Annotated in this window: 12 protein-coding genes; 4 read left to right on the top strand and 8 right to left on the bottom strand. The window is 75.7% G+C overall.

Annotated features, from left to right (window positions below):
• Window positions 1-145: 145 nt before the first annotated feature.
• From resB to ACYVQV_RS13080, 7 genes are all read right to left on the bottom strand, one after another.
• Window positions 146-1,771 (bottom strand): cytochrome c biogenesis protein ResB, encoded by a 1,626-nt coding sequence (gene resB / locus ACYVQV_RS13110; protein ID WP_461023746.1) that lies wholly within the window; start codon window positions 1,769-1,771, stop codon window positions 146-148.
• 1 nt (window position 1,772) lies between these two features.
• Window positions 1,773-2,537 carry a cytochrome c biogenesis CcdA family protein gene (locus ACYVQV_RS13105; protein ID WP_461023745.1) on the bottom strand — a complete coding sequence of 255 codons (765 nt, stop codon included), beginning with the start codon at window positions 2,535-2,537 and terminating at the stop codon, window positions 1,773-1,775.
• The gene (locus ACYVQV_RS13100; protein ID WP_461023744.1) at window positions 2,534-3,151 is read right to left on the bottom strand and encodes a TlpA family protein disulfide reductase; all 618 of its coding nucleotides are present in this window, start codon (window positions 3,149-3,151) and stop codon (window positions 2,534-2,536) included. Before ACYVQV_RS13100 ends, ACYVQV_RS13105 begins: the two co-directional genes overlap by 4 nt.
• Entirely contained in the window at window positions 3,151-3,795 is a 645-nt protein-coding gene (locus tag ACYVQV_RS13095) for a histidine phosphatase family protein (protein ID WP_461023743.1), read from the bottom strand. The genes ACYVQV_RS13100 and ACYVQV_RS13095 overlap by 1 nt, the downstream gene beginning before the upstream one ends.
• A 107-nt stretch (window positions 3,796-3,902) precedes the next feature.
• Window positions 3,903-5,201: a lipase family protein gene (locus tag ACYVQV_RS13090; protein ID WP_461023742.1), complete on the bottom strand. Its 1,299-nt coding sequence runs from the start codon at window positions 5,199-5,201 to the stop codon at window positions 3,903-3,905.
• A gap of 203 nt (window positions 5,202-5,404) precedes the next feature.
• Window positions 5,405-6,724, bottom strand: a complete 1,320-nt coding sequence (hemL, locus tag ACYVQV_RS13085; RefSeq protein ID WP_461023741.1) for a glutamate-1-semialdehyde 2,1-aminomutase — start codon at window positions 6,722-6,724, stop codon at window positions 5,405-5,407.
• Between the two features lie 73 nt (window positions 6,725-6,797).
• On the bottom strand, window positions 6,798-7,331 hold the full coding sequence (locus ACYVQV_RS13080; RefSeq protein WP_461023740.1) for a MarR family winged helix-turn-helix transcriptional regulator: 534 nt from the start codon (window positions 7,329-7,331) through the stop codon (window positions 6,798-6,800).
• Window positions 7,332-7,474: 143 nt separating this feature from the next.
• Between ACYVQV_RS13080 and ACYVQV_RS13075 the strand changes: the two genes are divergently transcribed.
• From ACYVQV_RS13075 to ACYVQV_RS13060, 4 genes are all read left to right on the top strand, one after another.
• Window positions 7,475-8,032, top strand: coding sequence for a YceI family protein (locus ACYVQV_RS13075; RefSeq protein ID WP_461023739.1), 558 nt, complete (start codon window positions 7,475-7,477; stop codon window positions 8,030-8,032).
• Between the two features lie 156 nt (window positions 8,033-8,188).
• Window positions 8,189-8,602 carry a hypothetical protein gene (locus ACYVQV_RS13070; protein WP_461023738.1) on the top strand — a complete coding sequence of 138 codons (414 nt, stop codon included), beginning with the start codon at window positions 8,189-8,191 and terminating at the stop codon, window positions 8,600-8,602.
• A gap of 9 nt (window positions 8,603-8,611) precedes the next feature.
• Window positions 8,612-9,226 (top strand): protein-L-isoaspartate O-methyltransferase family protein, encoded by a 615-nt coding sequence (locus ACYVQV_RS13065; RefSeq protein ID WP_461023737.1) that lies wholly within the window; start codon window positions 8,612-8,614, stop codon window positions 9,224-9,226.
• 199 nt (window positions 9,227-9,425) lie between these two features.
• Window positions 9,426-10,550 carry a DUF4190 domain-containing protein gene (locus ACYVQV_RS13060; RefSeq protein ID WP_461023736.1) on the top strand — a complete coding sequence of 375 codons (1,125 nt, stop codon included), beginning with the start codon at window positions 9,426-9,428 and terminating at the stop codon, window positions 10,548-10,550.
• An 88-nt stretch (window positions 10,551-10,638) separates the two neighbouring features.
• On the opposite strand, the gene hemB is transcribed toward ACYVQV_RS13060, so the two are convergent.
• A complete protein-coding gene (gene hemB / locus ACYVQV_RS13055; RefSeq protein ID WP_461023735.1) occupies window positions 10,639-11,616 on the bottom strand; it encodes a porphobilinogen synthase in 978 nt (325 codons plus the stop codon).
• Window positions 11,617-11,618 lie beyond the last annotated feature (2 nt).

Here is an 11,618-nt window from a genome sequence, read left to right as displayed (position 1 = left end):
GCGGCGGCCGAGGGCGTCGCGTCCGGGTCGTACTCGGGCAGGCCGCCGGTGCCACCACCCCCGTCCGAGCAGGCCGTCAGCGCCGCCAGCGCGACGTCTCGGCGAGGGTCTGGTCGACCGACAACGTGTCCTCCTCGTGGAGCGGCTAGACGGTGAGCCGCGGGTCCGCGGCCTCACCCAGCGCGCGGGCGACGTCGCGGACCTCGTCGGCGAGCCCCGGGTCGTCGCCCCGCGCGAGGCCGGCGACCTGGACCACGGTACGCCCGGGCCCTGAGGCCGGGAGCACCCGGACCCAGAGGCGGCGACGGCGGACGAACAGCGACGCCACCAGCCCCACCATCGCGAGCACCGCGAAGACGAGGGCCGGCACCTTGCCGGGGTCGTGGCGGACGTCCACGGCTGCGAACCGGGTGAGGTCCTCGAACGTGATGCTGCCGTGCCCGTCGGGCAGCTCCACGGTCTGCCCCGGCGCCAGGACCACCCGGAACAGGTCGCCGTCGTCCGCGGTCAGCTGCGTCAGGCCCTCGGTGTCGAGCCGGAACACGGACTGCGGCACCCCGTCGTCCAGACCGAGGTCCCCGACCCACGCCGTGAGCACCATCCGCGGGTCCCGCGCGTCCGGGAACACCGACCGCGGCCCCTGCTCGTCCAGCACGAAGGTCGGCAGCAGCAGCGCCTGCACGCCGACCTGCTCCGGCCGCGCGTCCGGGGCCTTGACCACCCCGGTCGAGGAGTAGAAGGCGTCCACCGGCAGGAACGGGACCGCCCCGCTGAAGGCGACGTCCCCGTTGCCGTCGCGGACCGTGACCAGCGGGGCGTAGCCGTTGCCGGACAGGTACACGTTCGCCGACCCGACCGACAGCGGCTCGTTGACGCGGATCGTCTCCCGGCGCGGCTCGGCGCCGGGCTCGTCGACGACGGTGACCCGGGCGGTGAAGTCCCGCGGCGCGGCGAACTGGTTGCCGCCCGCCTGCTCCTCGAAGGACACCTCCAGGTCGTCCAGGGTCACCTGGAACGGCGGCAGCTCCTCCGGCTCGAAGAGGGTGCCCGGGTCGATCGAGTCGTAGTCGACGAGCGTGTTCGTGAACGTCCCGCCGGTCGTCACGAGGGCCTCCCCCCGGTAGCCGTAGAGCGACCCGGCGGCGACGGCGACGAGCAGACCGACGAGCGACAGGTGGAACAGGACGTTGCCCGTCTCGCGCAGGTAGCCGCGCTCGGCCGACACCGACGGCTGCCCGTCGTCCTCGCGCACGTCGGCCCGGTACCGGCGGCGGCGCAGCACGCCACGGGCAGCGGTCAGCACCGCCGCGGGGTCGCCGTCCACCTCGAGCGTCTCGTGCGCGGGCATCCGCTCCAGGCGGCGCGGCGTGCGCACCGGCCGGGCCCGCACCGCCGCCCAGTGCACCCGGGCCCTGGGCAGGACGCACCCGACCAGCGAGACGAACAGCAGGAGGTAGACGGCCGAGAACCACGGCGAGGCGTAGACGTCGAAGAACCCGAGCCGGTCGAGCCACGGGCCGGAGGTGGGGTTGTCCTGCAGGTACTGCGCGACGGCGGCCGCGTCGATCCCGCGCTGGGGGAACACCGACCCGGGCAGCGCCGCGATCGACAGCATGAGCAGCAGGAACAGCGCGGTGCGCATGCTCGTCAGCTGCCGCCAGGCGAAGCGCGCCAGCCCGACGGCACCGAGCTGGGGCAGGACGGGGTCCTCGTCCGGCCCGCGAGAGGGCGCGGGCGGTGCGGTCGTCGTGCCGCGGGCGTCGTCGGCCACGTCAGATCACCGTCTCGAACGAGGAGACGGGCACGCGCAGCAGGTCGACCCACTGCGTCCACACGCCGGTGACGAGCAGGACCCCCACGAGCACGAGCATCGCCCCGCCGAACCGGGCGATGCCGACCCGGTGGCGGCGCAGCACGTCCAGGGCACGCATCCCGCGGGAGAAGCCGAGGGCGACCAGCACGAACGGCAGCCCCAGCCCCAGGCAGTAGACGAAGGCGAGGAACGCCCCGCGCCCCGGCCCGGACGCGGCGTCCAGCGTCAGGGCGATGACGGCGCTGAACACCGGGCCGATGCACGGCGCCCAGCCGAGCCCGAACACCACGCCCAGCAGCGGCGCCCCGGCCAGGCCGGCGGCCGGGCGCACGGGCAGCCGGCGCTCGCGCTGCAGCGCCGGGAAGGCGCCGAGGAACACCAGGCCCATGAGGATCACGACGACGCCCATCACCCGCGAGATGGTGTCGTCCCACCGCTGCAGCGCCGCGCCCAGGCCGCCGGCCAGCACGCCGATCGCCATGAACACGGCCGTGAACCCGAGAACGAACAGGGCCGCGCCCCCGACCACGCGGCCGCGGGACTGGCGGTCCAGGTCGACCCCGCTCAGGCCGGTGACGTACCCCAGGTAGCCGGGGACGAGCGGCAGCACGCACGGCGAGGCGAACGAGACCAGGCCCGCGAGCGCCGCGACCGGGACGGCGAGCAGCAGCGGTCCGTCCAGGACCGTGTCGGCGAGGGCCTCCCCCACGTCCAGGGCGCTCACGCCTCCGCCAGCGCGTCGTCCACGAGCGTGCGCAGCACCGACGGGTCGACCACCCCGAGCACCCGCGCGGCGACACGGCCCTCGCGGTCGATGACGAGCGTCGTGGGCACCGCCTGGGGGCTGACCGACCCACGCAGGGCGGAGATCGCCGCGCCGTCGGTGTCGATGATCGAGGGGTAGGTGATCTCGAAGGTCCGCTGGAAGGCCTGCGCGGTCGGCGGGTCGTCACGGGTGTTGACGCCGACGAAGCGCACGCCGTCGTCGGCGTACTCGGCGGCCGCCTCGCGCAGGTCGGGTGCCTCGGCTCGGCACGGCCCGCACGCGGCGTACCAGACGTTGAGCACGACGACGTCGCCGCGCCACTCGGCCAGGGAGACGGGGTCGCCCTCGGCGCTGGTGCCGGTCAGCTCGACCGGCTCGCCCCGCTCGGACACCGCCAGCTCGGTGACCGTCCCGTCACCGGCGACGTAGCCCCTGCCGTCGCCCGAGCGCGCCTGGTCCTGCAGGTCGGTGGTGCCGCACCCGGCCAGGGCGAGCGCGGCGCCGAGGAGCAGCCCGGTCGCGGCGCGCCGGCGGCGAGCCCCCGGCTGACGGGCGGAGCGGGGCCCGCGCATCAGGCGCCCGCCACGGGGTTGGCGCCGGGCAGCAGGTCACCGGCGGGCTCGCTGTACCGGACGCCGACGAGGTGGTCGTCCTCGTAGTCCAGGGAGGTCAGGGACGCCAGGGTGCACTCGCGGCGGCGCGGGTCGTGGACGAAGCGGCGCCGCTCGGCCGCCAGCCGGGCGATCCACACCGGGAGCTGGTGGCTGACCACGACGGCCTCGTGACCGCGGGCGGCGTCCCGGGCGTCCGCGGCCGCGGCGTGCATCCGGGCGGCGATGACCCGGTAGGGCTCCCCCCAGGACGGCCGCAGCGGGTTGCGCAGGTGCCACCAGTGCCGGGGGTGGCGCAGCGACCCGTCCCCCACCCCGAAGGTCAGACCCTGGAAGTGGTTGCCGGCCTCGATGACCCGTTCGTCGGTCGCGACGTCCAGGCCGTAGGCGGCGGCCACGGGCGCCGCGGTCTGCTGGGCCCGCTCCAGCGGCGAGGCGACGACGTGCACGACGTCGTGGCCGCGCTCGCGCAGGTGGTCGGCGACGCGCTGGGCCATCTGCCGGCCGAGCTCGGAGAGGTTGTACCCGGGCAGGCGCCCGTACAGGACGCCCTCGGGGTTGTGGACCTCACCGTGCCGCAGCAGGTGGACCGTGGTGCGCGTCATGGGGCGATTCTCGCAAACGGGGGCGGGTGGGTGGACCGACGCCCCCGTCCCCGGCCGGCGGGCCGGGGACGGGGGCGTCGGCGTGCTGGGGACCGCGCCGGGCGGGGTCAGAGCCGCCAGCAGCTGGACAGGGCGCGGTGGCCGGCGAAGCGGGCCTCGAGGAAGGCGAACGCCTCGGGGTAGGAGCGCAGCATGCCGCCGACGTGGCCGGGGGCCGCGTTGGTCCCGAGGCGCACCGTGGCGCCCTGCCGGCACCACCGCTGGGCCAGGCCGCGGCCGACCTCGTAGGGGATGACGTCGTCCAGGACGCTGTGCGTGACCAGCACCGGCGCGGTGGGCCGGCGCTCGCCGATGACGTTGTCGGCCATGACGGAGGCGAACGGCTCCTCCTCCATGACCTGCGTGACCGGCCGCCCGTCGGCCGTCAGGGTGCTGGACCGGGTGAAGCCGTAGCCGAGGACGGCGTCCCCGACGCAGGACTCCCGCAGCTCGTCGAGCACCCGGCGGCCGCGGTCGTTGAGGTAGGGGTCGGTGTCGACGTCGTAGCTCTCGGCCAGCCCGGCGAGCGCGTACCCGAGGAAGCCGAAGTAGAGGCTGCCGTCGAGGTTGCGGCCGACGGGTCCGAGGTCCGCCGGCGGGGCGCCCGCGACGGCTCCCTTCAGCGCCAGCTCGGGGGCGTAGGTCGGCGCGAGCTCGACCGCCGACGCCGCCGCGGCACCCCCCTGGGAGTACCCCGTCAGGCCGACGGGGCCGGCGTCCGGCAGGCTCGCCTCGGGCAGGCGCTGGGCGGCGCGGACCACGTCGAGCAGCGCGTTGCCGGTGACCTCGCGGCTGACGTAGGTGTGCAGGCCGGGGGTCCCCAGCCCCTGGTAGTCGGTGACGGCCACACCCCAGCCGCGGTCGAGGAGGCCCTTGACGAAGACGCCCTCGTAGTCGCTGCCGGCGGCGAACAGCCGGGACGGCGCGCAGTGGTCGCCCAGTCCCTGGGTGCCGACGCCGTACCCGATGACGGGCCGCTCACCCGGGCCGGTCCAGGCCCGGTTCGGGGTCAGCACGGTGCCGGTCACGGCGATCCGCTCGCCGGTGCGGTCGGTGGAGACGTACATGACCCGGTGGGCGGTGGCGTCCGCGCGGACGAGCCGCAGGGGGTCGACGTAGAACGGCATCGGCTCGGAGCGCACCACGTCCCCGGGCGCGCCGGTGAGGGCCGCGGGCGGGGCGTAGAAGTCCTCGTCGACGGCAGGGGCGGTCTGCGCGACCTCCGTGGTGACGCCGTGGGGGACGTCGGCGGTGTCGGCGGCCGAGGCCGGCGCGGCCGAGCCGGCGACGGCGACGGCGACGCCGGTGGCGACGAGGGCGAGGGCGGGACGGTGACGGAGCGGGCGGAAGGCGGGGCGGTGGCGCATCCAGGGACCTCCGGTGTCGGGTTACCGGCTGGTAACCGTTCACCGAGAGCGTGACCGAAGTTACCTGTGACGCCCAGTCTTGATTTGTCGGCCCCTGTCGCGTAACGACGGGGTGGAAACGGGTGGCTTTCCCAGCAGGCGGAAACCGACCGTCCCGAGGGACGGACGGTGTCCGCTACGTCGTCATGCGCTCGGCCGAGCGGTCAGGTGCCGGCGGCCGCCGCTGCGCGCGCCGCCGCTGGCAGCGCCGAGACGACCCGCGCCACCGCCTCGTCGTCGTGCGCGGCGGAGACGAACCACGCCTCGAAGGCGCTGGGGGGCAGGTGCACGCCCTGGGCCAGCATGCTGTGGAAGAAGGCGCGGTGGGCGGTGAGGTCCTGCCGCTGGGCCCCGGCGTAGTCGGTGACCGGGTCCGGCCCGAAGAAGACGCTGAACATCGAGCCGGCGTGGTTGACGGTGTGGGCCACCCCCGCCTCGGCGAGCGCGGCGGAGGCCTCGCGCGACAGGGTCGCCGCCACGCGCTCGAGGTGCGCGTAGACCTCCGGGGTGCAGCCGCGCAGGGTGGCGAGCCCGGCCGCGGTGGCGACGGGGTTACCGCTGAGCGTGCCCGCCTGGTAGACGGGGCCCACGGGCGCGAGGTGGCGCATCACCTCGGCGCGGCCCCCGAAGGCCGCGGCCGGGAACCCGCCGCCCATCACCTTGCCGAACGTGATGAGGTCGGGCGCCCCGCCACCCTGCTCGCCCTCGTGCCCGAGCCAGCCCGCGCGCGAGACGCGGAAGCCGGTCATCACCTCGTCGCTGACCAGGAGCGCCCCGTGGGCGCGGGTGACCTCGCGCAGGAGCGCGGTGAACCCGGGCGCGGGCGCCACGACGCCCATGTTGCCGGCCGCCGCCTCGGTGACGACGCAGGCGATCCGGTCGCCGTGCTCGGCGAAGACGGCCCGCACCGCGTCGGGGTCGTTGTACGGCAGCACGAGCGTGTCGGCGGCGCTGGCCCCGGTGACACCTGGGGTGTCGGGCAGGGCGAAGGTGGCCACCCCCGAGCCGGCCGAGGCGAGCAGCGCGTCGACGTGCCCGTGGTAGTGCCCGGCGAACTTCACCACGACGCTGCGGCCGGTGAACCCGCGGGCCAGCCGGATCGCGCTCATCGTCGCCTCGGTGCCCGAGCTGACCAGGCGGACCTGCTCGACCGCCGGGACCCGCGCGACGATCTCCTCCGCCAGCAGCACCTCGTTCTGCGACGGGGTGCCGAACGAGAACCCCTGCTCGGCCGCCTCGCGGACGGCGGCGAGGACGTCGGGGTGGGCGTGGCCCAGGATCATCGGGCCCCAGGAGCAGATGAGGTCGACGTACTGGCGCCCGTCGGCGTCCCAGAGGTACGCCCCCCGCGCGCGGGTCGTGAAGCGGGGCGTGCCGCCGACTGCGCGGAAGGCGCGCACCGGGGAGTTGACGCCCCCGGGGGTGACGCGCTGGGCGCGGTCGAACAGGACCTCGGACGCGGGGGCCTCGTAGGGGTAGCTCACCGGGCCATCCTGCCGTCCGACGGTGCACCCGCACCCGGCGGGGCGTCCGCCGCGAGGTGGTGGGCCGCGGTCGTCAGGCCGGTGCGGAGCCGGCGTCGAGCGAGCGCGTCAGGACCCCGGCCACGAGGCCGTCGTCCCCGGCCGTCCCGGGCTGGCGCTCGATCCCCTGCCGCAGCTTGTCGAGCAGCCGGCCGAGCGTCGCCACCTCCTCGGGGTCCAGTGGTCCGAACAGTCGGGTGCGGACGCTCTCGACGTGCACCGGAGCGGCCTCGACGAGGACGTCGTAACCGGTGTCGGTGAGCTCGGCGAGGACGCCGCGGCCGTCGTCCTCGCACCGGCGTCGCGTCACCAGGTCGCGCAGCTCCATCCGGGCGACGGTGTGCGTGAGCCGGCTGCGCGACTGGGCGACCTGCTCGGCCAGCTCGCTCATCCGCAGGCAGCGGTCGGGCGCCTCGGACAGCCGGACGAGGATCTCGTACTCGGGCATCGGCATCCCGGCGCTGCGCTCCAGGTCACCGCCGAGTCTCTCCCACAGGCGCTGGGTCACGTGCAGGTAGGCACGCCAGACCTGCTGCTCGTCCGGGGTCAGCCAGCGGTGTCGAGGCACGACGTGATCATAGTCAGCGGAATAGTTAGTTGAGCGTTGAAGTTCTTTCTGTCAGACTGGCCGCACGACCCCGAGGCACCGCCGGTGCCCGGGCAGTACCCAGAGAGCGACCCCAGAGCGTGACCGACGAGAGGGAGACCCCCATGACCACCACCACCGCCCTGCCCACCGGCCTGGTCGCCGGCACCTACACCATCGACGCGTCCCACTCCGAGGTCGGCTTCGTCGCCCGGCACGCGATGGTGACGAAGGTGCGCGGCCGCTTCGGCGACGTCCAGGGCACCCTGACCTTCGGCGACGACGTGGCCGCCTCCACCGCCGAGGCCACCGTCCAGGTCGCGTCGGTCGACACCGGCAGCGCCGACCGCGACGGCCACCTGCGCAGCGCCGACTTCTTCGACGTCGAGAACCACCCCACGATCACCTTCCGCTCCACCGGCGTGCGCGCCGACGGCGACGACTACCTCCTCGACGGCGAGCTGACGATCAAGGGCGTCACCAAGCCGGTCACCCTCGAGGTCGAGTTCGGCGGCGTGGCCACCGACCCGTTCGGCAACAGCCGGGTGGGCTTCTCGGCCGAGGCCGACGTCGACCGCGAGGACTGGGGCCTGACCTGGAACGCCGCGCTCGAGACCGGCGGCGTCCTCGTCAGCAAGAAGATCAAGCTCGTGCTCGACGTCTCGGCCATCAAGCAGGGCTGAGACCTCCGGACGACCACCGGACGACGACCGGACGACCTTCCGGACGACCACCGGCCCGCACCGGCCCGGGAGCGCTCCCCGCGGAGCGTCCCGGGCCGTGCCCGTGCGACCCCGCGTCCGGTCGCGCACGCCGGGACGCGTGCCTAGCCTGACGAGGTGACGACCCCCAGCGACGCACGACGCACGGACGGGGCGCCTCGCCCCGGCGAGGGCACGGCCCCCGGGACCCCGGTCGAGGAGGAGCTGCGCGCCGGTGACGGCGCGGACGGCGCCGAGAGCCGACCGCGCCACGGCCTGGTCGAGGAGTTCGACTCCGACCTCGGGTCGGCCCGCGTGGACCGTGGGGAGTGGGACACCCCGCACCCCGACGCCGACCCGCGACGGGGCGGCCACCCGGAGCGGGCCGCGCGCCAGCAGCGGAGCACCCCGCCCGAGGAGCTGGTCGGGACGGCCGGGCCAGGGCTCGGCGAGCCCGGCGACGAGGACGGCCCGTCGGGCCAGGACGTCGGCAGCATGGACGGCGAGGCGGGCGGCACCGCCGCGGGCCCCACCGAGGCCGAGCCCGCCTGAGGACCGCCCGTGGCCGCCGCGTCGAGCCGTGACACCGCAGGGGACGGGGCCGGCGGCCCGGACCCCGTCTCGCGGGCGTTCTCGGCCGTCCCCCGCCGGCACTTCCTGCCGGCCGCGCAGCGGCGGGCGGCCGACCGCGACGTCCCGCTGGACATCGGCCACGGCCAGACCAGCTCGCAGCCGTCGACCGTGGCGGCCATGCTCCGGCTCCTCGACGTGCGGCCGGGCCACCGGGTGCTGGACGTCGGCGCCGGGTCGGGGTGGACCACGGCCCTGCTGGCCGAGCTCGTCGGCCCCGTGGGCCGGGTCGTGGGCGTCGAGCTCGAGCCGGACCTCGCCGCCTGGGCCGCCCGCAACCTCACCGCCCACGGCAGCGGGCCGTGGGCTGCCGTGCACGCGGCGCGTCCGGGCGCGCTCGGGTGGCCGGAGCAGGCCCCGTTCGACCGGGTGCTCGTGTCGGCGATGGCCCGGGAGCTGCCGGCGGCGCTGGTCGAGCAGCTCGCACCGGGCGGCGTCCTCGTCGCGCCGGTCGCGGGGAGGATGACCCGGCTGGTGCGCTCCCGCTCCGGCGGCGCCGACGAGGTGACCCGGCACGGCAGCTACCGCTTCGTCCCGCTGCGTTGAGGCGCCCCCGCGGGGTGGCGCGCCGACCCTCCCTGGGCCGGGACGGGCGGCTCCCGGCCGCCGTGGCCCGTCCAGGTGAGGACAGCCGGTGACCCGGGGGCCACCGTGAGCGACCCCGGTGCACCAACGGGCATGCCGTGGGTCACGGTCCGGTCGCGACGGCCACGCGGACCCTCCCGCTCCCGCCACAATGACCGTCGTGTCCGACGTGAACCCGAACCAGCCGCAGGCGCCCCAGGGCGCCACCGACCCGCAGGCGCCGCCGGCCGGTGAGCAGCCGCCGCAGGCGCCCCAGCACGGCCAGGCCCCCCAGGCCGGTGGGCAGCCCCCGCAGGCGCCCCAGTACGGCCAGGCCCCGCCGGCGCCCTCGTACGGTCAGCCCGCCCCGTACGGCGCGCCCCCGCAGGAGCCGCCGTACGGCGCCCAGCCCGCCGCGCCCGGCCCGCAGTACGCCCCCGCCGCGACCGCGGTCGCCGGCGAGAACCCCTACGCGACCCAGCCCGCCGGCGGGTACCCGCCGGCCCAGGCCGGTCCGGGTGGTCCCGGCGGTCCCGGCCAGGGGCTGGCGATCGGCGCCCTGGTGGTGGGCGTCCTCGCCCTGCTGATGTGCTGGATCCCCTTCGTCAACATCGCCTCGATCCTGCTGGGCCTCGTCGGCCTGGTGCTCGGGATCGTGGCCCTGGCCAAGGTGCGCAAGGGCACCGCCCGCGGCAAGGGGATGGCCCTCGCCGGGGTCGTCACCTCCGTCCTGGCCGTCGTGGCCAGCATCGCCGTGCTGGTGGTCACCGTCCTGTTCATCCAGGACGTCAGCAACCAGGTCGAGAGCCAGGTCGGCGACCTGGAGAGCCTGCAGGACGACCTCAGCGAGCTCGAGGACGGTCTCGGCAGCGCGCAGGAGGTCGACCCCTCGGACGTCGTCGCGGTGGGCGAGACCGTGAGCGTCGGCGACTACACGGTCCAGGTGACCCGCATCCAGCCCGCCGCGGACGCCGAGCTCGCCGCGGTGAACGACTTCAACCCCGAGGCGACCGGCTCCTACACGGTGGCCGACCTCGTGCTGACCTACGACGGCACCGACTCGGGCACCCCGTGGATCGAGCTGTCGGTCGACCTGGCCGGCACGGACGGGACGGCGTACTCCTCGCACGAGTGCATGGCCCTGACCCAGGCCGAGCTGCTCGACGTCGACACCATGACCCCGGGCAGCACCGCGCAGGTCCAGGTCTGCTTCGACACCCCGGCGGAGGTCGTCTCGGGCGGCACCGTGCAGGTCGACCCGATGTTCGCCTTCGACGAGGGGCCGGCCGCGTGGCAGGTCCCGTGACCCGCGCCTGACGCGACGACGGAGCCGCCGCACCCCACGGGGTGCGGCGGCTCCGTCGTGCGAGGGGGGCGGCGGCGCGCCGACCGGGTCAGCCCCGCAGCAGGCGAGCGGCCTCCACGGCCCAGTACGTCAGCACCGCACCCGCCCCGGCGCGCTTGATCGACAGCAGCGTCTCCAGGACCAACCGGTCCCGATCGACCCACCCCTGCGCGGCGGCGGCCTCGACCATCGCGTACTCACCGGACACCTGGTAGGCCCACACGGGGACGTCCACGGCGGCGGCGACACGGGCGAGCACGTCCAGGTACGGCAGCGCCGGCTTGACCATGACGACGTCGGCGCCCTCGGCGACGTCCAGCCGCACCTCGCGCAGCGACTCCACCGCGTTGGCGGTGTCCTGCTGGTAGGTGCGCCGGTCGCCCGTCAGCTGGGAGTCGACGGCCTCGCGGAACGGGCCGTAGAACGCCGACGCGTACTTCGCCGCGTAGGCCAGCAGGACGACGTCCTGGCGGCCGACGGAGTCCAGCGCCTGCCGCACGTGCGCGACCTGCCCGTCCATCATCCCGCTGAGACCGAGCACGTGCGCCCCGGCCTCGGCCTGGGCGAGCGCCGTCGCGGCGTACCGGGCGAGGGTGGCGTCGTTGTCGACCCGCCCCTCGCCGTCCAGCACCCCGCAGTGGCCGTGGTCGGTGAACTCGTCCAGGCACAGGTCGGCCATGACGACCGTGGCGTCCCCGACGGCGGCGGTGACGTCTCGCAGCGCCGCGTTCAGGACGCCGTCCGGGTCGTCCGCCCCGCAGCCGCGGGCGTCACGCAGCGCCGGGACGCCGAACAGCATGAGCCCACCGACCCCCGCCTCCACGGCCTCCTCGCACGCGGCGAGCAGCGAGTCGCGGGTGTGCTGGACGACGCCCGGCATGCTGCTGACCGGGGCCGGCTCGCCGAGGCCCTCGCGGACGAACAGCGGCAGGACCAGCTCACCGGGGTGCAGCCGGTGCTCGGCGACGAGCGAGCGCAGCGGCGCGCTCGCGCGCAGCCGCCGCGGCCGCTCGACGGGGAAGGGCACGA

The sequence above is a fragment of the Thalassiella azotivora genome, assembly GCF_054781695.1.
The sequence above is the reverse complement of the archived record's forward strand: the minus strand, read 5'-3'. Positions and strand labels throughout refer to the sequence as shown.